Origin of the sequence: Methylomarinovum tepidoasis (genome assembly GCF_030294985.1) — a bacterium.
Taxonomy (GTDB): domain Bacteria; phylum Pseudomonadota; class Gammaproteobacteria; order Methylococcales; family Methylothermaceae; genus Methylohalobius; species Methylohalobius tepidoasis.
The window spans coordinates 945,001-965,819 of sequence record NZ_AP024718.1 but is presented as its reverse complement, the minus strand read 5'-3'; the positions used below and the strand labels follow the sequence as shown (position 1 = coordinate 965,819).

At 62.0% G+C, this 20,819-nt stretch carries 17 protein-coding genes and 2 rRNA genes (1 of these 19 running past the window's edge); 2 read left to right on the top strand and 17 right to left on the bottom strand.

The features are described from left to right. The 13 genes from MIN45_RS04915 to MIN45_RS04855 form a co-directional block, all read right to left on the bottom strand. Nucleotides 1–2,385, bottom strand: a complete 2,385-nt coding sequence (locus tag MIN45_RS04915) for a phosphoketolase family protein (RefSeq protein ID WP_286293732.1) — start codon at nt 2,383–2,385, stop codon at nt 1–3. A 21-nt stretch (nt 2,386–2,406) separates the two neighbouring features. After that, nucleotides 2,407–3,309 (bottom strand): polyphosphate kinase 2 family protein, encoded by a 903-nt coding sequence (locus MIN45_RS04910; RefSeq protein WP_286293731.1) that lies wholly within the window; start codon nt 3,307–3,309, stop codon nt 2,407–2,409. Then, the gene (locus tag MIN45_RS04905) at nt 3,306–5,120 is read right to left on the bottom strand and encodes a V-type ATP synthase subunit A (RefSeq protein ID WP_286293730.1); all 1,815 of its coding nucleotides are present in this window, start codon (nt 5,118–5,120) and stop codon (nt 3,306–3,308) included. Before MIN45_RS04905 ends, MIN45_RS04910 begins: the two co-directional genes overlap by 4 nt. After that, nucleotides 5,110–5,775, bottom strand: a complete 666-nt coding sequence (locus MIN45_RS04900; RefSeq protein ID WP_286293729.1) for a DUF2764 family protein — start codon at nt 5,773–5,775, stop codon at nt 5,110–5,112. Before MIN45_RS04900 ends, MIN45_RS04905 begins: the two co-directional genes overlap by 11 nt. A gap of 6 nt (nt 5,776–5,781) precedes the next feature. After that, on the bottom strand, nt 5,782–6,444 hold the full coding sequence (locus MIN45_RS04895; RefSeq protein ID WP_286293728.1) for a hypothetical protein: 663 nt from the start codon (nt 6,442–6,444) through the stop codon (nt 5,782–5,784). Next, nucleotides 6,441–6,887, bottom strand: coding sequence for an ATP synthase subunit C (locus MIN45_RS04890; protein ID WP_286293727.1), 447 nt, complete (start codon nt 6,885–6,887; stop codon nt 6,441–6,443). The genes MIN45_RS04895 and MIN45_RS04890 overlap by 4 nt, the downstream gene beginning before the upstream one ends. A gap of 11 nt (nt 6,888–6,898) precedes the next feature. Then, on the bottom strand, nt 6,899–8,665 hold the full coding sequence (locus MIN45_RS04885; protein ID WP_286293726.1) for a V-type ATP synthase subunit I: 1,767 nt from the start codon (nt 8,663–8,665) through the stop codon (nt 6,899–6,901). Next, entirely contained in the window at nt 8,662–9,270 is a 609-nt protein-coding gene (locus MIN45_RS04880; RefSeq protein ID WP_286293725.1) for a V-type ATP synthase subunit D, read from the bottom strand. Before MIN45_RS04880 ends, MIN45_RS04885 begins: the two co-directional genes overlap by 4 nt. Before the next feature lies 1 nt (nt 9,271). Beyond that, nucleotides 9,272–10,609, bottom strand: a complete 1,338-nt coding sequence (locus MIN45_RS04875) for a V-type ATP synthase subunit B (RefSeq protein ID WP_286293724.1) — start codon at nt 10,607–10,609, stop codon at nt 9,272–9,274. Nucleotides 10,610–10,823: 214 nt separating this feature from the next. Then, on the bottom strand, nt 10,824–11,813 hold the full coding sequence (locus MIN45_RS04870) for an IS481 family transposase (protein ID WP_286293723.1): 990 nt from the start codon (nt 11,811–11,813) through the stop codon (nt 10,824–10,826). Between the two features lie 281 nt (nt 11,814–12,094). Beyond that, on the bottom strand, nt 12,095–13,081 hold the full coding sequence (gene dhaK, locus MIN45_RS04865; RefSeq protein WP_286293722.1) for a dihydroxyacetone kinase subunit DhaK: 987 nt from the start codon (nt 13,079–13,081) through the stop codon (nt 12,095–12,097). Between the two features lie 21 nt (nt 13,082–13,102). Next, nucleotides 13,103–13,612 (bottom strand): DUF6444 domain-containing protein, encoded by a 510-nt coding sequence (locus MIN45_RS04860; protein WP_286293721.1) that lies wholly within the window; start codon nt 13,610–13,612, stop codon nt 13,103–13,105. A gap of 301 nt (nt 13,613–13,913) precedes the next feature. After that, complete coding sequence (locus MIN45_RS04855; protein ID WP_286293720.1) at nt 13,914–14,762, bottom strand: EcsC family protein; 849 nt, start codon at nt 14,760–14,762, stop codon at nt 13,914–13,916. Between the two features lie 17 nt (nt 14,763–14,779). Between MIN45_RS04855 and MIN45_RS04850 the strand changes: the two genes are divergently transcribed. After that, complete coding sequence (locus tag MIN45_RS04850; RefSeq protein ID WP_286293719.1) at nt 14,780–15,463, top strand: SOS response-associated peptidase; 684 nt, start codon at nt 14,780–14,782, stop codon at nt 15,461–15,463. Here MIN45_RS04850 and MIN45_RS04845 read toward each other — a convergent pair. After that, a complete protein-coding gene (locus MIN45_RS04845; RefSeq protein WP_286293718.1) occupies nt 15,442–15,705 on the bottom strand; it encodes a WGR domain-containing protein in 264 nt (87 codons plus the stop codon). The two genes, MIN45_RS04850 and MIN45_RS04845, sit on opposite strands and share 22 nt — an antisense overlap. A 1-nt stretch (nt 15,706) precedes the next feature. Continuing rightward, nucleotides 15,707–17,080: a nucleotide 5'-monophosphate nucleosidase PpnN gene (gene ppnN / locus MIN45_RS04840; protein ID WP_286293717.1), complete on the bottom strand. Its 1,374-nt coding sequence runs from the start codon at nt 17,078–17,080 to the stop codon at nt 15,707–15,709. Between the two features lie 683 nt (nt 17,081–17,763). Here ppnN and MIN45_RS04835 point away from each other — a divergent pair. Further along, on the top strand, nt 17,764–18,567 hold the full coding sequence (locus tag MIN45_RS04835) for a response regulator (RefSeq protein WP_286293716.1): 804 nt from the start codon (nt 17,764–17,766) through the stop codon (nt 18,565–18,567). 68 nt (nt 18,568–18,635) lie between these two features. Here the strand turns inward: MIN45_RS04835 and rrf are convergent. Further along, nucleotides 18,636–18,750: ribosomal RNA gene (gene rrf / locus MIN45_RS04830) — 5S ribosomal RNA — on the bottom strand. Between the two features lie 64 nt (nt 18,751–18,814). Beyond that, nucleotides 18,815–20,819: ribosomal RNA gene (locus MIN45_RS04825) — 23S ribosomal RNA — on the bottom strand (it continues 900 nt past the right edge of the window).

Below are 20,819 nucleotides of genomic sequence, written 5' to 3'. Positions count from 1 at the left end.
TCAATACGGCCACTGCCAGTTGTCCACCTCGGGCAGATCGACGCCGTGCTCGTAGGCGTAACTGCGGCATTCGATCTGCCTGTCCCGCAGCTTCTCCTTGACGTGGGCGCCGGCCACGCTCAGGCGTGGCACCCGGTCGATGACATCGATGGCCAGGCTGAAGCGGTCGATCTCGTTGTTGATCGCCAGCTCCATCGGGGTGTTGATGTTGCCCTTTTCCTTGTAGCCGCGCACGTGCAGGTTCCTGTGGTTGGCGCGGCGGTAGGCGAGGCGGTGGATCAACCAGGGATAGCCGTGGAAATTGAAGATGATGGGCTTGTCCACGGTGAACAGGCTGTCGAAGTCGCGGTCGGACAGGCCGTGGGGATGCTCGCTTTGCGGAGTGAGCTTGAACAGATCCACCACGTTGATGAAGCGGATCCTGAGATCCGGGAAATGCTCGCGCAACAGGGCGGTGGCGGCCAGAGCCTCCTTGGTGGGAATGTCGCCGCAGCCCGCCATGACCACGTCCGGCTCGCCGTCCTGGTCGTTGCTGGCCCAGTCCCAGATGCCGATCCCCTTGGTGCAATGGCGGATGGCGGCGTCCATGTCGAGGTACTGGAGATGATTCTGCTTGTCGCAGACGATGACATTGATCATGTCGCGGCTGCGCAGGCAATGATCGGCCACCGAGAGCAGGCAGTTGACGTCCGGCGGCAGATAGATGCGGGTCACGTCCGGTTTCTTGTTGACCACCACGTCGAGAAAACCGGGATCCTGATGGGTGAAGCCGTTGTGGTCCTGGCGCCAGACCGTGGAAGTGATCAGCAAGTTGATGGACGATACCGGCGCCCGCCAGGGGATTTCCCGGCAGATGGACAACCACTTGGCGTGCTGGTTGAACATGGAATCGATGACGTGGACGAAGGCCTCGTAGGTGGCGAAGAAGCCGTGACGGCCAGTGAGGACGTAGCCTTCATACCAACCCTCCAGATTGTGTTCGGACAGCATCTCCAGCACGCGGCCGTCGGGAGCGATTTCGGTGCCGTCGGCGTCCTCGGGCAGGTATTCCTCCAGCCACAGTTTCTTGCTGGCCTGGTAGACGGCGTCGAGCTTGTTGGAAGTGGTTTCGTCAGGCCCGAAGACGCGGAAGTTGCCGGGATTGCGGCGCAGGGTGTCACGCAGCAACTCCCCCAGGGGTTTGGTGTTCAGCGCCCGAAGCTTGCCCGGTTCGGGCACCCCGACGCCATAGCTGCGAAAATCCGGCAGGCGCAGGTCGCGGCGCAGCAGACCGCCGTTGGCATGGAGGTTGGCGCTCATGCGCCGGGAGCCCTTGGGGGCCAACGTTTTCAGCTCCGGCCTGAGCCTGCCGTTCTCGTCGAACAGTTCTTCGGGCTTGTAGCTGCGCAACCAGCGCTCCAGCATCTCCAGATGCGCCGGAATCCGGTGAATCTCCGCCAGGGGAACCTGGTGGGCACGCCAGAAGCCTTCCACCTTGTGACCGTCCACCTCCTTGGGGCCGGTCCAGCCCTTGGGGGTGCGCAGCACGATCATCGGCCAACGGGCGCGGGTGGCCTTGGCGGCACCGGCCTGGCGAGCCTCCTCCTGGATGCGGCGGATCTCCAGATAGCAGTTTTCCAGAGTGGCGGCCATTTGGCGGTGGACGCTCATGGGATCGTCGCCCTCGACGAAATGGGGCGTCCACCCGTAGCCGCGCAACAGGGACTCCAGTTCCTCGTGCGGCAGACGCGCCAGCAGGGTGGGATTGTTGATCTTGTAGCCGTTGAGATGGAGGATCGGCAGCACCGCCCCGTCCCGGGCCGGATTGATGAACTTGTTGCCGTGCCAGCCGGTGGCCAGGGGGCCGGTTTCCGCCTCACCGTCACCGACCGCCACCGCCACCAGCAGATCCGGATTGTCGAAGGCCGCCCCCACCGCGTGGGACAGGCTGTAGCCCAGTTCGCCCCCTTCGTGGATCGACCCCGGCGTCTCCGGGGTGCAGTGGCTGCCGATGCCGCCGGGGAAGGAGAACTGCTTGAAGAAGCGGCGCATGCCTTCCTCGTCCTCACTCCGGTCCGGATAGATTTCCGAATAGGTGCCTTCCAGATACACCGGCGCCAGCACCCCGGGGGCACCGTGGCCGGGACCGGCGAGGAAGATGGCATCGACGTCGTGCCTGACGATGAGACGGTTGAGATGGACGTACATGAACGCCAACCCCGGGCTGGCCCCCCAGTGACCCAGCAGGCGCTGCTTGACGTGTTCGGGCTTGAGGGGCTCTTTGAGCAGCGGGTTGTCCTTGAGGTAGATCATGCCGGCGGCCAGGTAGTTGCAGGCGAGCCAGTAGGCATCGAGGCGTTCGAGTTCCTGACCGTCGAGGACGGTTTCCGGGGTGATGTCGCTCATGGGGAGGCTCCTTCAGGTTTTTCAGGATTCGTTTTCCAGTTCCCGGCGCGCCGCTTCCAGGGCCGCCAGCTGCTCGGGGTCAGGTTCGGGATAACGGAGGTCGAGACGCTTCAGGCTCGAGACGATGATGTCGGCGACGATGGCGCGGGTGGCCCATTTGTGGTCGGCGGGAACGATGTACCAGGGCGCCCAGGCGGTGCTGGTGGCGCGGATGGCCCGCTCGTAGGCCTTCATGTAATCGTCCCAGTGACGTCGTTCCGCCAGGTCGGAGGCGGAGAATTTCCAGTGTTTCTCCGGGCGGGTGAGGCGTTCGAGGAAGCGTTTTTTTTGCTCTTCCTTGGACAGGTGGAGGAAAAATTTCAAAATCACGGTGCCGTTGCGGGCCAAATGACGCTCGAAGGCGTTGATGTCTTCGTAGCGGGCTTCCCAGAAACGTTTGCCGAATTTGGCGACCGGCAGGCGCTGCGCCTCCAGCAGTTCCGGGTGGACCTTGACTACCAGCACGTCTTCGTAGTGGGAGCGGTTGAAGATGCCGATACGCCCGCGCTCCGGCAGACACTTCATGTAGCGCCACAGGAAGGTGTGATCCAGTTCCTCGGCGGAAGGATGTTTGAAACTGAATACCTGGCAGCCCTGAGGATTGACCCCGGACATCACGTGCTTGATGGTGCCGTCCTTGCCGGCGGCGTCCATGGCCTGGAAGATGATCAGGAGGGAATAACGGTTGTCGGCGTACAATCGCCCCTGCATTTCCGCCAGCTCCCGGCGGTTCCGCTCCAGCACCTCCGCAGCGCGTTCCCTGACCACCTCCTTGCCCAACGGTTCGAGTCCCTCGATCTGGTCCCATCCGGTGGGATAGTCCTTGAGGCGAATTTTTTCGCCCGGTTCGGCCAGGAACAGCCGCAGGAGTTTTTTGCGGATCATGATGCCTTCGCCTCCAGGGCGTAGCGGGAGACCAGATCTTCGATCTCCTGGCGGTAGCGCTGATATTCCGGGCTTTCGCCCGGGCTGTAGTTCCAGTTCTTGTACAGGGCGGTGAGCTTGACGAAGCATTCCCGCGCCGTTTCCTTGTCGGCGAAGTCGTATTGGGTGTCGACGATGCGCTTGAGGAGACGGAAGCTTTCCAGCTGGCGCTCCCGGGGCATGTAGACATCGACCGGATCGAAGGCATCCTGCTGCAAATAGACCATATCCACCAGCACCGCTTTCTGCCAGGTGACGAAGTCCTCGAGCGAAATGCCCTCTTCGCCGGTGACCTGCATGATCTGATAGATGTCGTCCCCCTGCCGGAGCAGGTCCTGAAGGCGTTTGACGTCCTCCACCCACAGCGGGTCCAGATGCTCGCGGTACCAGTCGGCGAGTTGATCCAGATAGCGCGACCAGGAAATCAGCGGATCGATGGCGGGATAGAAACGCTTGTAGGCGCGGTCGGCGGACAATCCCAGGAAGGTTTTCACCGTCCCCAGGGTGGCCTGGGTCACCGGCTCCTCGAAATTACCCCCCGCCGGCGACACGGTGCCGATCATGGTGAGGGAACCGACCTCGCCGTGGGCGCCGCGGATCACGCCGGCGCGTTCGTAGACGCTTTTGATCGCCGAGTCCAGGTAGGCGGGGAAGCCCTCCTCGCCGGGAATCTCCTCCATGCGCCCGGAGATCTCGCGCATCGCCTGGGCCCAGCGGGAGGTGGAATCGGCGATCATCAAGGTGCGGTAGCCCATCTGGCGGAAGTATTCCCCCAGACACAGTCCGCTATAGATGGAAGCCTCGCGGGCCGCCACCGGCATCGACGAAGTGTTGCAGATGATGATGGTGCGGTCCATCAGGGTGGCGCCGGTACGCGGGTCCTTGGTGTTGGGATACTCGGTGATGGTCTCCACCACCTCGCCGGCACGCTCGCCACAGGCGACGATGATGACGATGTCCACGTCGGAATAGCGGGCGATGAGGCTCTGGAGCACGGTCTTGCCGGCGCCGAAGGGACCGGGGATGCAAGCGGTGCCCCCCTGGGCGATGGGGAAGAACGTGTCGATGATGCGGGTGGCGGTGGTCAGCGGTCGCTCGGGATAGAGGCGTTCGGAAAAGCCGCGGCGCATCAGCGGCTCCGGAATGGGACGGCGTACCGGCCAGCGCTGCGTCATCGTCAACTCGATTTCCTTGCCGTCGCCGCGACGGCGATAGCGGGCGATGGGGGTATCGACGGGAAAGGTTCCCCCGCGGATCCAGGTGATTTCCACCGGTTCCGGTTCGTTGAAGGGAATCATGATGCGGTGCTGGAACGGGCCTTCGGGAATGGTGCCGATGATGCCCCCGGGCGACACCCGCCGGCCGGTCTCCACCACGGGCGTGAAGGCCCATTTTTTGTCGGGATCGAGAGCTGGCACGGTCACCCCGCGGGGCAGGAAGAAACCGTATTTTTCGGCCAGTTCGTGCAGGGGATTGAGCAGGCCGTCGAATACCTGCCCGAGCAGGCCGGGACCGAGGGTCGCCGACAGCATTTCCCCGCTCAGTTCCACCCGGTCGCCGACACGCACCCCACGGGTATCCTCGAACACCTGCATGTCGGCGATGCGGCCGCGCACCCTGAGCACCTCGGCCTTGAGGCGTTCGTCGCCGACGCAGATGTGGCCCATTTCGTTTTTGACGATCGGAGTGTCCTCGTCCACCTCGATCAGCACCAGACTCTCACGCACCCCGACGATACGGGCGACACGCCCGGAAGAGGGATTATTGGGCATGTTGGATCTCTCCCATCAATTGCTTGAAACGCTCGCTGGCCTGGACGGGATCATGCGCCAGCCAGGCGTTGACGATGTCCCATTGAAAAACGAAGGCGACCACTTTGCCGAATCCCAGCGGCTGAGAGTCACCGATGCGGTTCAGTTTCTGCCAGCAGGCATCCATGAGCAGACGCTCCAGTTCCCGGGCGTCCTGTCGTTCCAGCAGGCTGCGGGCCTCCACCAGCCACGGATACAGGGCGGCCAGGCGGAAATCGCCGTCGTGCCAGTGGTCCTGGATTTTGCGCCCCCGGGGGCTGATGGACCATATTTCCGCCTCGGTTTCCGGGCCCAAGCCCTGGTGACGCAGCCGCAGGGCGGCGAGAATCAATTGTTGATCGCGGCGGTATTCGACGTACTCCCGCAGCCGGGGCTCGGTGATGGCCGGCAGGGTCCGACGCCAGCGCCGCAGCCAGTCGCCGCCGGAGGCGTGGCGGGCGACGGCCTGGCGCAGACTGACCAGGGCTTCCGCCTGCCAGATCTGGCGGGCCTGCGCCTCCGGCAACATGCCGACACGCTGTTCCAGCCGCAAGCGGGTAAGAGGCAGGCGTTCGGCCCGCTGGAAATGGGGCAGATGGGGGAGACTGCCAAGAACGGTGTGGTACGCCGTCGCCATCGGAAACTATTCGATCCCTTCCAGGATGTTGCGGAAGCGCGGCAACAGCCGCTCCCCCAGCAGGCGGGCCACCGCCTCGTCGCTCAGGTCGATTTCCAACTGCTCGTCCACCAGCCGCACCCGGGCGCCAGCTTGTATGTCGGAGGCAGGAATCAGCTCCACCCCTTCCCGGAGCATGTCGCTGGAGAGGCTGAGGATGGTCTGTTTGCCGATTTCCCGCAGTTTTTCGTCGGATTTGCCGGTGAGGATCGCTTCGGAGATGAAGATCTGGATCTCCTTGTCGTGGATGAATTCCTCCACCGCTCTCCCGGCGAGCACCAGCACCAGGTCGCGGATGAAACACTCATCGCAGGTAGCCCGGGTAACCAGGCGGCGGACGAAGCGTTCGAAGGCGCTGACGACTTCGCGCTCCAGCTGCAGGATGGTATCGCGGGCCGACAGCTTCAGAGCCTCCTGGGCGGCGGCCCGTTCGGCCTCGATGTCCTCGTGGGCCTTGGCGCGCAGCTCGTCGGCTTCCCTGCGGGCTTCGGCCACCAGGGTGGCGGCTTTGCGTTCCGCTTCTTTGACGATGCGCTCGGCTTCCTCGCGGGCAGCCCGGACGCCTTCGTCACGAATGCGGTCGATGAGGTCCTGAACCCCCTGGGGTTTCGGTGTCGTTGCGCTGCTCATGTCGGAATTCCGGCGGAAAGAACCAGGGCGAACACGAAGGCGAACACGGCGAAGCCCTCCACCAGGGCTGCCGGCGCCAGGGAGATGCCGAAAATCTCCAGCTTGTTCTTGGAAGCGTTGATGGAGGCGGCGCAGGCGTCCCCCTGGGCGAAGGCGCTCAACATCAGCGCCAGCCCCACCAGCAGGCCGAGGCCGAAGATGCCGGGGGAATTGTCCACCGTGAGCTCGCGGCGCAGCGCCATGGTGACGACGATGCCGTAGATGCTCTGGGACGAGGGCATGGCGGCGACGCCGATGTAACGGCCGTACCCCCCCTCCACTTCCAGCAGAGCGCCGCAAGCGCTCATGCCGGCACGGGCGCAGCCCACCATGCTGCCGATGGCCCCCAGAGCCAGGGGGGCGTACATGCCGACCCAGCCGAGGGTGACGATCAATGAATCCATAAATCCACCTCTTAGGTTTCGGTTCGTTTCAGGGGCTGGAACAGACGGCCTTCCTCCTTCAAGCCCCATTTGAAGAATTCGATGACGTTGAGGCGCAACCCGTGAATCAAGCCGCTCGCCAGCCCCAGAGCCAAATTCACCCCGTGCCCCAGCAACACCACCAGCAGCGCGATCACCAGGCCGGTACCGGGCATGGACTCGATCAAGCCATGCGCCATCTGGTTGAACTGAGCCGCCAGGGAGCCGCTCGCCAACCCCAAAGCGAACAGGCGCAGGTAACTCAGGACGTCGCCGAAGGCGGCGGTGACGGCGGTCAGCCCCTTCAAGCCTGACAGCAGGCGACCAGGAAAGGGATCGTGGGGCGCCGAGTAGAGCATCACCAATACCAGACCGGCGGCGGCCAGCACCCCGGCCAGCGGCGGCGGCAGCGGCAGGCCGAACCCCCGTCCCAACACCAGCACCAGACCGCCGCTCACCACCAGCGCCCAACCCACCGACGCCAGACCGTCCACCAGCCGGGGATGGCGCAGGGCGTCCATGGTGCTGGCGAAGACGATGTGCAGGCAGCCGATGAGTATCGAGATCGCCATCATCAGGCCGGTATCGCTCATGTCCAGCAGATGGAGCCTGGCGGGCAGGGAAGCGGGCGGCGGCGACAGGCCGAAGTAGCTGCCCACCAACACCCCATAGGCCAGGGAGAAAATCACGATGGTCAGGCCCAACGGGCGGTATCGGCGGCCCGTGGCGCTGGAGCCCAGACGTTTCCACCAGAGCCACAGTCCCAGCCCCAGCAGGGCGGCATAGCCGGCATCGGCCAGGATCATGGCGAAAAAGACCGCGAAGGAAAAAAACACCACGGCCGAAGGATCCCAGGTACGGTAACCGGGGGTCATGTAGAAGTTGACCAGATCCTCACCCACCCGCAGCCAAGGGGGATTGCGCAGCAAGGTCGGGGGAGCGTCGTCCGGTGCCGGTTCTTCCAGCCCCAGGGCGAGGCGGCGCTTACGGGCGTAGCTGCGCAGGTCCGGCGAGCGTTCCGCAGGCATCCAGCCCTGCAAGGCGACGACCGGGCGGTTTTCCAGCAGGCGGGCACTGGCAGTCTCCAGGGCGGCCCGGTCCTGCAGACGGGCGACGCTGCGACGCAACAACTCGTACCACCGGGTCAGCCAGGCGCGCTCCGCCTGGGTATCCTCGATGGCCAGCTCCACTTCGTCGAGACGGGAGAGCAGCTGGCGGCGGGAGCGGTTCCCCAGACGCACCCGGGGAACCGGCATTTGCGGCGCCTCCCTGGCGATCAGCACTACGTAACTGAAACGCTGATCGCGGCGCACCACTTCCTGAGGGTACGGCAGCGCCTGGATCCTGGGCAGGTCGGCATGGGGTACCACATAGAACCACAGACGCCAGCCGTCCATCTCCTCCAGCGGGGCGAACTCGAAGTCACCCCAGGGCTCCCATAGTTGCAGACGTTTGATGAGGTCATCGCGTTCGGTTTCCAGGTCGTGAAGGCGCCGGCGCACTTCCAGCACCCGCCGCACCACCTCCTCGGGGTCGAAGTCGGCGGCCTCGCGCACCTGGCGGCGGCGGTTGGGACAGTCGCGCAGAAACTGTAGCGCTTCGGCCATGTGGGGGGCGGGATGGCCGGTTTCGCCGTTCTCTTCGCCGGGGCGCAGGGGGATGATTTCGACACAGCCCATGGCCTGGAGATCGGTGAGCAGGGGCATTTTGTCGTCGCTCAACCCCAGAAGCGTCACTTTGTTGAGGGCGACGATGCTCACAAGGTTTCCCTCCTGGCCAGTTGCTTGCGTTTGGCGAGTTTGGAGATGATGACCGCCGAACGGTCGGCTTCGTCGAGATAGAGACGGATGCGCTTGATGTTCTCCTTGGCGGTGGGGATCAGGATCTTTTCGAACAGGTTGACCCGCTGGGTCACCTTGCGCACCTGCCGGCGCAGGATGTCGAGGCGGCGGGCGGCGATGTCGAGCTTCAGCTGCAGTTCCACCGCCTGCTTCAGGCGTTCCACCAGCACGTCCACCCACGGTGGGGTGGCCAGGCGCGAATAGTCGGCCACCCGGCATTCAAGGCGCTCGAGCACCGGCAGGCGGACCCCGACGATGTTCTGCTCCCCCACCTCGAAGCCCGCCAGGGTGACCAGCGCCTGCAACTTGAAGTCGGGATGGGCCAGCATGGGCAGCTCCTCGCCGATGTGGCGTTGCAAAGCCTCCAGCTCCTGATGGATGGCGGCGTGCTCGGCTTCGGCCTTTTTCACCTCGATGCTGAGCTGACGGCGTTTGAGGTCGAGGGAAGGGAGCAGGCGATGGTAGAGCTTGAGCTGTTCCTGCTGCTGGGTCAGGGCCTGTTTGCTGAGCTTGAGCTCGGCCATTTCAGGCGTTTTCCTCGGTGCGGGGGTAATATTTGTCGATCAGATCGCGTTTCATCACCAGCTCGTCGGGTTCGAAGCATTCCGCCAGGGTCTGCCAACATAGATCGAGGGCTTCGATCAGAGGCAGGGAAACGCGGATATCCATGAACCGTTTACGGAACAGTGTGCCGAACTTGAGCAGTTTCTCGTCGAAGGACGACAGCTCGAAGGCCATCGACTGTTTCTTCTCCGCCTCCACCGCACCGGCGTAGAGGCGGATCATGGTGTTCATGATCTGGCCGTGGTCCTCGCGGGTGGCCTTGCCGATCACGTGCTGCTTGAGGCGCGACAGGGAACCGAAAGGGTCGATGACCTGATCGTGAAGGTAGAACTGACCTTCGGTGATGTAGCCGGTATTGTCGGGCACCGGATGGGTGACGTCGCCACCGGGCATGGTGGTGACCGAGAGGATGGTGACCGAGCCGGCGCCTTTGAAGTCGCAGGCCTTTTCGTAGCGGCGCGCCAGTTGGGTGTAGAGGTCGCCCATGTAGCCACGGATCGCCGGAATGCGTTCCTGGGCGATACCCAACTCCTTCATGGCATCGGCGTAAGCGGTCATGTCGGTGAGCAGCACCAGCACCCGCTTGTTCTCCTCCACCGCCATTTTTTCCGCCACCGCCAACGCCATGTCAGGGATCGTCAGCCGTTCCACCAACGGATCGGAAGCCTGGTTGACGAACATCACCGTGCGGTGGAAGATCCCGTGATTCTCGAAGGCGGTGCGGAAGAAATGGAAGTCGTCGAACACCAGCCCCATACCGCCGAACACCACCACGTCGGCATCGGCCTGGAAACCGATCCGGGCCAGCAGCTCGTTGTAGGGCTCGCCGGCGACCGAGAAGATGGGGATTTTCTGGCTCTCCACCAGGCAGTTGAACAGGTCGATCATCGGCACCTGGGTTTCGATCATCCTGGTGGGGAGCACCCGCATGACCGGGTTGACCGTCGGCCCCTCCAGGGGGATGCGCGGCTCCATGGAGAGGTCGGGCCCTTTGTCGATCGGTTCGCCGGAGCCGCGGAAGATGCGGCCGAGGATGTGCTCGGAATAGACCACGTCCGGCGGGTGACCGAGGAAACTGACGCTGGCGTCGGTAGACAATCCCTTGCCACCGGCGTAGACCTGCAAGCTGACCAGATCGCCTTCCAGGTCCACCACCCGGGCCAGGGATTTTTCGCCATCGACGTTCTCCACCACCGCCATCTCACCGAAGGCGACCCCTTGGGCCTTGACACGGATGATGTCGCCGACGATCTCGACGACCCGGGTGCTGCGCAGCAGCGTGCGGAGGGCTTCGGTCATGCTTTGAGCCTCGGGGTAGCAATGGCGTTGCGGCCAAATCTACTAGACTTAAAACTCAGTGTCCAGAATGGGGGGATCCCCGCCAAGGGCAAGTGCTTCTCAACCTACCACCTTCCTCCCCGCCGCTCAGCTCCGCTTACGCCAAGCGTAACCGGATGGCAAAAGCTGCATAGCGAAGCGGCGCAGCTTTTGCCAGTCCGAGTTTACGCTATTGTTAGATGTCAAGCCCCGTGAGATTATATACACGTTTTTTGAAGAGCTCCGGCCGCTTCTTCTGCCAGTCTTTGAGGGCCTGTACTGGTGAGATGTGTCCCAGGGCCTTCTGGGGGATCTGATGGTTGTAGACGCTGGCATACTGCATCAGGGCCCGATCCAGATCCTGGCTGCTTTGGAAGCGAGTGGTTTTGAGGATTTCGGCGATCCGACCGTTGAAGCGTTCTACCATGCCGTTGGTCTGGGGGTGTTTGGGCGGGATGAGGCGGTGCTCGATGCCATGGCGTTGGCAGACCTGGTCGAAAAGGTGTCGGCCGGTCGGTTCGCGCTCCCCGGTGGCGCAGAAGCGGTCGGTGAACTCCTTGCCGTTGTCGGTCAGGACCTTGGTGATTGTGAAGGGGGCCTTGGCGATCAGGCGCTCGAGGAAGGCGGCGGCGACCCTGGCTTCCTTGGTGGGATGGATTTCCAGGTAGACCCAGCGGGTGGCCCGGTCGATGGCGACGAAAAGATAACGACCCCGGCTCTCGTCGGGCATCTTGGGCAGGTACTTGATGTCGATGTGGACAAACCCGGGCTCGTAGTCCTTGAAACCCTTCTTTTTGCCCTTGGAGGGGGCGTTCTCTCCTTCCTTGGCAGCGATCAGTTCTTTGAGATTGGAGAGGCCATGGCGACGCAGCAGCCGGTCCAGGGCCGAGCGGGACATCTCGGGATAGATGAAGCGATGAACGACCGCCAGCAGGTCATCCAGGGGCAACAGCAGGGTTTCGCGCAGACAGACGACGATCGCTTCCTGCTGCGGGGTCAGGGTGGCATGGATGCGATGGGGCCGGTGCGAGGCGTCCTCGACCGAATCGCGCTGGCGCCACTTGCGGATGGTATGACGATGAACCTCGTATTTCCTGGCCAGAACCGTGGCCGGCAGCTTGGAGTTCTGGATCTCCCGGCGGATCTCGGGCGTGGTGCGGGCTTTCTTGTGGAGACGGATGACCATGACTTCCTCCTCGTCCGTCAAGCTTGAGTCGTCTTTCCGGCCTGGGACTCTGCCATCAGCTCGCTCAGAACATCCCAAGCACGGAACAAAGGATAGCTCCTCTTGGGAATATGATCACACGGGACCCAACATCTTAGCCACATATTGCTTCTAACAGTGAAATAGACAGAATCTACCCTATCATTCTGCCTATTCCTATATTTCAAAGCACGCCATCCAAGCGGACATCCCACACGATCCCGAAAGTCGCCATTGGAAGTATAGCCACATTCTCGCTTGCTTCAGCACCCCCAGCGCAGCGCTGCGGTGTGCACCGGCGCATCCCACAGGCGGATCATCTCGTCGTCAAGGCGGGTGAGGGTGATGGAACAACCGGCCATGTCCAGGGCGGTGGTATAGTTGCCTACCAGGGAGCGGGTGATTTCCACGCCTTCCTGGCACCAGAACTCGTGGGCCACTTCATAGACCAGGTACAGCTCCATCAGGGTGGTGGCGCCGAGACCATTGACGTGGAGCAGGACCCTGTCGCCCCGCTTCGGCTGCAGTTCCTCGTCGATGGCCTCCGCCATGCGCTTGACGATCTCGGTGGCGCTGGCGAATTCGGTAATCTCGCGGCCATGCTCGCCGTGGATGCCGACGCCGAATTCGATTTTGTCCGGCGGCAGCTCGAAGGTGGGGCCGCCCAGGGCCGGTACGTGACAGCCGCTTAGGGCCACACCGATGCTGGCGGTGTTTTCCGCCACCCGGTCGCCCAGGGCCTTGAGATCGTCGAGGGAGCGGCCTTCCTCGGCGGCGGCGCCGACGATCTTCTCGACAATGGTGGTGCCGGCCACGCCGCGGCGGCCGATGTCGTGTTCCTTGGGTAGAGCGATGTCGTCCTGCACCAGCACCGTGCGGGTGGGACAGTCGAGCATTTCCGCCGCCATCTCGAAGTTCATCACGTCGCCGGCATAGTTCTTGACGATGAACAGCACCCCCTGGTCACCGGCGACCGCCCCGGCGGCGGCGAGCATCTGGTCCGGGGTGGGCGAGGTGAAGATCTGCCCTGGACAGGCGGCATCGAGCATCCCCTTGCCGACGAAGCCGGTGTGGAGCGGTTCGTGGCCGGCGCCACCTCCGGAGATCAGCGCCACCTTGCCCGGCGTCACCGCCCTGCGGCGCACGAAACGCGGATTGAAGCTGACTTCCACCAGATCGGCATGGGCCTTGGCGAAGCCCCGCAAGCTCTCGTCGAGCAGGGTATCGACGTGGTTGATGAATTTTTTCATATTGCGTCGCCTCCCTTAGGTTTATTCAAAGGTTACCGTCCACGAATCTGCCCCCGCCAGCAGCCGATTTTTCGGAAGGGGAAGGCGGAACGTGGCCTCATCTTTAGCCATGCCTTGGGCGCAGATGGTCCGCAGCCTCTGATAGACGCCGATCTTGAGCCGCTTGCAAGTTTCGACCAGCGACAGGATCATGGGGCGGAAGCGGTCGCCGCAATGTGACTGGCTGAAGAAGCAGAGCTGCACCAGATGACATAGGGAGGCGGGGCCCATTCGTGCCTGGAGCGCCCCGCCTGGGGCCCTTTCTTGCGCCCTGCCCTTACGCTCGGCGTGCTGTTTGGGACTGTCTTGCGAGAGGGGCCGGGAGAAATTGTCTGCCTCCAAGGCCAGCTGTTCCTCCAATTCGTCCACCCGCGCCTTGAGCTGCTGAAATTCTCCCAGCGTCCGCCAAAGGGCTTCGATCACCCGGCGGCATTCTTCCACCGTCTCGGGCAAGGGAGGTGGGCGGCTCAGGTCTAGGTCAACTCCTTCCATACCCGGCATTCTCTTGGATCTTCAGTCACTTGGCAAGACCGAGAACAGGTATCCCAGGCATCTGCCCCTTTGACAGCCCCATGCTCCGACCTGCCGTTTCCCTCCATCGGGTCCCTCAGAGCAGGTTCCTATCGCTCGATCGCCTTGGCTCCGCATTCCGTACTTTCGAGACTTCATCACGCGGCCTGCTGCATACCCCTTGTTTATGCTTTGCAAGCAGAATCGCTCCTCGACCGCGCAACACCCGGTTCCAGCCGGTGGCCAGACTTGGCCTGGTGCAACGAATGGTAACGAAACGGCTTCACTGAATGGTGGACGCTACCTGCCGGTATGCCACTTGAATCCGTTCCCGTCCGTAGATACGCTCCAGACGACGGAGAGTAAAGTGGGCCTGGGCGGTTTTCTGGAAGTGCTCCATGAAGATGACGTTGACCGTCGCACCGCTCGCCGCTCCCAGCAACGGCAGGGACTGTACCGCCAGTTTCTGTGAAACCTGAACGCTGAAACGCTGGGCGACCGCGCTCATGAACTTTACCAACGCCGGCGCCCCCTCTTTGGCCAGACCTTTCTTGACGATATGTTTGGCCGATTCCTCCAGGGTTTTGGAGAGGAAGGCCCGGACTGCGTAATACCCGATTTCGGCATTGTCGTCGCTGCGGCTGCTTCCGCCCAGGGCGAACACTTCGAGGCAGGCCAGGCGGACCCGGGGATCGTCCAGGTCTTCCCCATGCTCGTGGGCAGTCGCGGCGATGGCACGAAGCATCAGCGTGGCCGATACCGGCAACTCCACGGCCAGGCTGGCGATACCGAAGCTGCCACCCACCGCGCCGCTGAGACCGGCCAGTAACCTGTGGCTCAGTTTGGGAGCCGGCCGCGGCACCGCCCCTGCGGGCAGGGTCAACAGGGCGGCATCCAGGGCTTTTCCCAGGGCCTCCTGGGTCAGGCGCGTGACCGGCTTGACCCAGGTTTCGGGCAGGCTCGCCAGCGCCTTTTCCACGGGCATGCCGATATAATTGGACAGGCGTGCCGCCAACCCCGGGCTTTCCAGTCGGCGCACGGCGGTGAGCAGCCGCTGGTAATCAGCCGCGGCCAAGGGCGCCCGCTGCCATTGCAGGGCGGTGTCGTCAGGTGCAACGATCAACGCTTTCATCAGGTCTTGTTACATCGATGTGTGGCCGTTTCTTTTTGACCGCTTCCGGCGAGGAAATACGCCGGACTTTCGCCACTGCCAATACCATCGATTGGCAGCCGCGTTACAATATCGCCCCGTCGCAGCCGATTCCCCAGGTGCGCCGTGACGCACCCGGACGCCTCGCCGAACTGGCACGCTGGGGGCTGATCCCCTTCTGGGCCAAGGATGCCCAGATCGGCCAGCGGCTCATCAACGCCCGCGCCGAGAATCTCCACGAGCGTCCCGCCTTCCGGGCCGCTCTGAGGCGGCGGCGCTGCCTGATTCCGGCCAGCGGCTTCTACGAATGGGCCCGAAGCGGCCGGCGCAAACAGCCTTACGCCGTCGTCCCCCGCGATAGTCGCCTGATCGCTTTCGCCGGCCTGTGGGAGGATTGGCACAATCCGGAAACGGAAGAAAGCGTGCGCTCCTGTGTCATCATCACCACCGACGCCAACGAAACCCTCAAGCCGCTGCACCACCGCATGCCGGTGGTACTGGAACCCGAACACTGGGACGCTTGGCTCGATCCGTCCCACCCTGATCCCCAGACGCTGCTGAAACCCTGCCGGGACGGGCTGTTGCGCGCCTATCCCGTCAGCACCTACGTCAACAATCCCCGCCACGACGATCCTCGCTGTCTGGCGCCGCAGGAGCCGACTCAGCCGCTGTTTACCGAATAAGGCCCGTCGATACGCACGCAGCGGTAACCGTGGCGCTGACGGGTGCGGTCGATCTGCCGCAGCAGTTTCATGCCATCGGCCCGGGACAGACAGGGCACATGCAGGACACGGCCCAAACGGCCACCGCGCCGACCCCAGACCCGGGTCACGATCCATTCGCCCCACAGGTCCTGGTGCAAATGGGCTTCGTAATAACGACTTTCCTTTTCCCAGCGCAGCTTGACCCAGGCGTCGGTGTCCATTTCACAAGGGAATCAGGCGGTAGGTGGGCTCGTAGTGCTCGGCCAGCTTCATGCGCCTCTGTGCCACCAGATCATCCAGCAGCCGCTGAAGCGGCCCCAGGATGCGGCGGTCACCGCGAATCTCGAATGGACCGTGGCGTTCCACCTCGATGATGCCGAGTTCCTTGACATTGGCGGCGACGATGGCGGAGAAGGCCCGGCGCAGCTCGGCAGCCAGCTCGTGGGGCGGCAAATCCAGGCTCAGGCGCAACTTGGCCACGTTTTCATGGGTAGGGAGGAAGGGTTTCTGGAAAGCCGGGTCGATCACCAGGCGCCAATTGAAGTAATAGGCATCGTGCACCTTGAGCCGGTAGCGGTGCACCGCCTGTAGTCCTTCGCGCATCTCCCGGGCCACAGCGACCGGATCCCCGACCACGATGCGGTAACGTGTCCGCACCCTCTCACCCAACACCTGGACCAGAAAGGCGTCGATACGCTCGAAATAGGCCCGGCTGGTTTCCGGTCCGGTGAACAACAGAGGAAAGGGGAGATCGTCGTTGGCCGGATGCAGCAAGATACCGAGCAGATAGAGGATTTCCTCGAACGTGCCGACACCGCCTGGGAAGACCACGATCCCATGCCCAACCCGGACGAAGGCCTCCAGGCGTTTTTCGATATCGGGCATGATGACCAGCTGGTTGACGATAGGATTGGGCGGCTCGGCGGCGATGATGCCCGGCTCTGAAATCCCCAGATAACGGCCGTCGTAGAGACGCTGCTTGGCATGACCGATGGTCGCCCCCTTCATCGGCCCCTTCATCGCTCCCGGACCGCAGCCGGTACAGATGTGCATCCCACGCAGGCCCAGTTCGTAACCTACCTGCTTGCTGTAGTCGTACTCCGCCGGACTGATGGCATGACCGCCCCAACACACCACCAGATCAGGCGGGCGGTGGGGAATGAGCACCTGGGCGTTGCGGAGAATGTGGAACACCGCATCGGTGATGTCACCGGGACAATTCAGATCGAACGCCCCGCTTTCGACGATCTGCTGACTGGTATAGACGATGTCGCGCAACACAGCGAACAGATGTTCGCGGATCCCGCGAATCATCTGGCCGTCCACGAATGCCGATGCCGGCGCGTTGACCAGCTCCAGCTTGATGCCGCGCTCTTGCTGGCGGATATGGATGGCGAAATCGCGGTAACGCTCGAACACCGCCTTGGAATCGTCGAGATGGGTACCGCAGTTGAGCACCGCCAGGGCGCATTTGCGGAAGGTTTCGAACAATTCGCTGTGAGCGCTGTCGAGCAGCAGCGACACTTCCTTTTTGGACAGGATTTCAAGGGCGCCGTCGGGAGTGATCTGAATGGGGCCGTTGACGATGTCGGACATGGAACAACCTGTGGATAACTTTGTGGAAAATCGGGGAGGAAATTGTCGGCAAACGGTGTGCAAGATTGAATTATCTTTTTAAATCAAAAACATATAAAACAATAGGGTTGATGTTCGCTGAAATCTGGGTTGTGGATAACGGGATGATGAGGTCAGCACCGAAGGCCACATGATTTTCCACAGAATCTGTGGATAACTTTGTGAACAAGTTGCTGAAAATCGCCGCCAGACCTCGTATTTCCTTGCCTTTCTTCAAATTGTAAAAAATTTGACCAGCTCAGATAGTCGCTTTCATATCAATAAGTTACGGAAGACATCCGGTGTCCGGTCCAGGCTTGACAAACGCAGGATAGGCACTTCCGGCGAGCTGTGCATAATTTTCACGGTGTGCGGATTTCGCACCGCTGTTCCCGCTTCACGAGTCGGGCCAGGTCACCCAGCATTCCCCACTTCGCGGTTGCAGATATTCCCAACGGTCATACTTTTGCCCCCTAGTGAGATGAGAAGCGGACCGAGGAGCCCCCATCCCGACCCAGCCCAACGTTGTTTCTCAGAGTATTTTACGCGAACCGATACCACCCCACAGCCATTCCGGTTGCTGGTTCACAGCGAGTGGGGCAGGAGGCAAATTCATCACAGGCGGCTATGCTTAGAAGAATCGGACCATCGAAAAGGAGCGAAACGTGGAATCCCTGGCGATCGAAGACCTCACCCTGTTGTTGATCGAACCCTCGAACACCCAGGCCAAGATCATTCGTGACCAACTGCATGACGAGGGGGTGGAGAAGGTGGACTGGGTGGCCAGCGGCAACGATGCCATGGCCCAGCTGGAGCATTACACGCCGGACCTGGTGGTCAGCAGTATGTATTTGCCGGACATGACCGCTGTGGAACTGCTCACTCGGCTGCGCACCGAGCCCCGTTATCAGAACCTTCCGTTCATGCTGGTTTCCAGCGAGACCCGGTTAAGCGAACTCGATCCAATCCGTCAGGCTGGCGTGGTCGCCATTTTACCCAAGCCCTTCGACCGCAATGACCTTCACCGGGCGCTGATGGCGACGCTGCAGTATCTGGAACCGTCCGAAATCGAGCTGGAGAATTACGACGTCGAACAGCTGCGGGTACTGGTGGTTGACGACAGTCGTCTGGCACGCCGCCACATTGTGCGCGTACTCAACGACATGGGACTGGACAACATCACCGAAGCCGAAGACGGCCGGCAGGCGGTGCAACTGCTGGCAGAGCAGGAATTCGATTTGGTGGTGACCGATTACAACATGCCCCATATGGATGGCATGGCACTGACCCAGTTCATCCGCGAACAGCTCGACAATCCGTTCCTACCGATCATCATGGTCACCAGCGAGCAGAACCAGACCCGCCTGGGCGCAGTACAACAGGCAGGTGTATCCGCCATCTGCGATAAACCGTTCGAGCCGGCAAACGTCAAGGAAATCCTGTACCGCTGTCTGGAAGCCCAGGTATGACAGGGAGGGACAGAACAAAAAACAAAACCCCCATCCAGGGTATTGGATGGGGGTTTTTGGTGTTTGGGGCCTGGCGGTGTCCTACTTTCACGGAGCGGTTGCTCCACTATCATCGGCGAAGCGCTGTTTCACTGCCGAGTTCGGGATGGGATCGGGTGGTTCCAGCGCTCTATGGCCGCCAGGCAAAACGGGTTGGCAAAACTGTACACGTGTTTTGGATCGACGTCCCAGACCCCTTTGGTGTTATAGGGTCAAGCCTCACGGGCAATTAGTACCGGTCAGCTTCACCCATTGCTGGGCTTCCACACCCGGCCTATCAACGTCCTGGTCTTGAACGGCCCTTCAGGGACCTCAAAGGGTCCTGGGAGACCTCATCTTGGGGGAGGCTTCCCGCTTAGATGCTTTCAGCGGTTATCCCGTCCGGACTTAGCTACCCGGCTGTGCCACTGGCGTGACAACCGGACCACCAGAGGTCCGTCCACTCCGGTCCTCTCGTACTAGGAGCAGCTCCCCTCAAGTCTCCAACGCCCACAGCAGATAGGGACCGAACTGTCTCACGACGTTCTGAACCCAGCTCGCGTACCTCTTTAAATGGCGAACAGCCATACCCTTGGGACCGGCTTCAGCCCCAGGATGAGATGAGCCGACATCGAGGTGCCAAACACCACCGTCGATATGAACTCTTGGGTGGTATCAGCCTGTTATCCCCGGAGTACCTTTTATCCGTTGAGCGATGGCCCTTCCACGAAGAACCACCGGATCACTAGGACCTGCTTTCGCACCTGCTCGACCCGTCGGTCTCGCAGTCAAGCACCCTTGTGCCCTTGCACTCACCGCGCGATTTCCGACCGCGCTGAGGGTACCTTCGTGCTCCTCCGTTACCCTTTAGGAGGAGACCGCCCCAGTCAAACTACCCGCCATACGCTGTCCCCGGGAAGGATGACTTCCCTGGGTTAGAACACCAGACTTGCCAGGGTGGTATTTCAAGGGCGGCTCCACCAGGGCTGGCGCCCTGGCTTCACAGCCTCCCACCTATCCTACACAGGCAAGCCCAGCATCCAGCGTAAAGCTGTAGTAAAGGTTCACGGGGTCTTTCCGTCTTGCTGCGGGTACACTGCATCTTCACAGCGATTTCAACTTCACTGAGTCCCGGGTGGAGACAGTGGGGCCATCGTTACGCCATTCGTGCAGGTCGGAACTTACCCGACAAGGAATTTCGCTACCTTAGGACCGTTATAGTTACGGCCGCCGTTTACCGGGGCTTCGTTCACCGGCTTCTCCCGAAGGATGACCGGATCCCTTAACCTTCCGGCACCGGGCAGGCGTCACACCCTATACGTCCGCTTGCGCGTTTGCAGAGTGCTGTGTTTTTGGTAAACAGTCGCAGCCCCCTGGTCACTGCAACCCGCCTCGGCTTCGGCCGCGAGGGCCTACACCTGACGCGGGCACACCTTCTCCCGAAGTTACGGTGCCATTTTGCCTAGTTCCTTCACCCGGGTTCTCTCAAGCGCCTTGGGCTTCTCGCCCCGCCCACCAGTGTCGGTTTGCGGTACGGCCTCCCGTGACCTGAAGCTTAGAGGGTTTTCTTGGAAGCATGGCATCGGCCAGTTCGCCCCTAAAGGGGCTCCCCATCACGTCTCGGGGTTGACGTGGCTCCGGATTTGCCTGGAGCCACCCCCTACACGCTTGGACCGGGACGTCCGTCACCCGGCTGCGCCTAGCCTTCTCCGTCACCCCATCGCAGTCACGGCAGGTACCGGAATATTAACCGGTTTTCCATCGACTACGCCTTTCGGCCTCGCCTTAGGTGCCGACTAACCCTGCGCCGATTAGCGTTGCGCAGGAAACCTTGGGCTTTCGGCGAGGGGGTTTTTCACCCCCTTTAACGTTACTCATGTCAGCATTCGCACTTCCGATACCTCCAGCATGCCTTTCGACACACCTTCGCAGGCTTACGGAACGCTCCCCTACCACCTGCCCCGAAGGGCAGATCCGCAGCTTCGGTACACCGCTTGAGCCCCGTTACATCTTCCGCGCGGGCCGACTCGACCAGTGAGCTATTACGCTTTCTTTAAAGGGTGGCTGCTTCTAAGCCAACCTCCTGGCTGTCTGGGCCTTCCCACATCGTTTCCCACTTAGCGGTGATTTAGGGACCTTAGCTGGCGGTCTGGGCTGTTTCCCTCTCGACGACGGACCTTATCACCCGCCGTCTGTCTCCCGTGCATCACTTTCCGGTATTCGGAGTTTGCCTC

What these genes read in the sequence shown, in the direction of transcription:
- MIN45_RS04915 (WP_286293732.1), bottom strand. Translation starts at nt 2,385, where the DNA reads ATGAGCGACATCACCCCGGAAACCGTCCTCGACGGTCAGGAACTCGAA.
- MIN45_RS04910 (WP_286293731.1), bottom strand. Translation starts at nt 3,309, where the DNA reads ATGATCCGCAAAAAACTCCTGCGGCTGTTCCTGGCCGAACCGGGCGAA.
- MIN45_RS04905 (WP_286293730.1), bottom strand. Translation starts at nt 5,120, where the DNA reads ATGCCCAATAATCCCTCTTCCGGGCGTGTCGCCCGTATCGTCGGGGTG.
- MIN45_RS04900 (WP_286293729.1), bottom strand. Translation starts at nt 5,775, where the DNA reads ATGGCGACGGCGTACCACACCGTTCTTGGCAGTCTCCCCCATCTGCCC.
- MIN45_RS04895 (WP_286293728.1), bottom strand. Translation starts at nt 6,444, where the DNA reads ATGAGCAGCGCAACGACACCGAAACCCCAGGGGGTTCAGGACCTCATC.
- MIN45_RS04890 (WP_286293727.1), bottom strand. Translation starts at nt 6,887, where the DNA reads ATGGATTCATTGATCGTCACCCTCGGCTGGGTCGGCATGTACGCCCCC.
- MIN45_RS04880 (WP_286293725.1), bottom strand. Translation starts at nt 9,270, where the DNA reads ATGGCCGAGCTCAAGCTCAGCAAACAGGCCCTGACCCAGCAGCAGGAA.
- MIN45_RS04875 (WP_286293724.1), bottom strand. Translation starts at nt 10,609, where the DNA reads ATGACCGAAGCCCTCCGCACGCTGCTGCGCAGCACCCGGGTCGTCGAG.
- MIN45_RS04870 (WP_286293723.1), bottom strand. Translation starts at nt 11,813, where the DNA reads ATGGTCATCCGTCTCCACAAGAAAGCCCGCACCACGCCCGAGATCCGC.
- dhaK (WP_286293722.1), bottom strand. Translation starts at nt 13,081, where the DNA reads ATGAAAAAATTCATCAACCACGTCGATACCCTGCTCGACGAGAGCTTG.
- MIN45_RS04860 (WP_286293721.1), bottom strand. Translation starts at nt 13,612, where the DNA reads ATGGAAGGAGTTGACCTAGACCTGAGCCGCCCACCTCCCTTGCCCGAG.
- MIN45_RS04855 (WP_286293720.1), bottom strand. Translation starts at nt 14,762, where the DNA reads ATGAAAGCGTTGATCGTTGCACCTGACGACACCGCCCTGCAATGGCAG.
- MIN45_RS04850 (WP_286293719.1), top strand. Translation starts at nt 14,780, where the DNA reads ATGTGTGGCCGTTTCTTTTTGACCGCTTCCGGCGAGGAAATACGCCGG.
- MIN45_RS04845 (WP_286293718.1), bottom strand. Translation starts at nt 15,705, where the DNA reads ATGGACACCGACGCCTGGGTCAAGCTGCGCTGGGAAAAGGAAAGTCGT.
- ppnN (WP_286293717.1), bottom strand. Translation starts at nt 17,080, where the DNA reads ATGTCCGACATCGTCAACGGCCCCATTCAGATCACTCCCGACGGCGCC.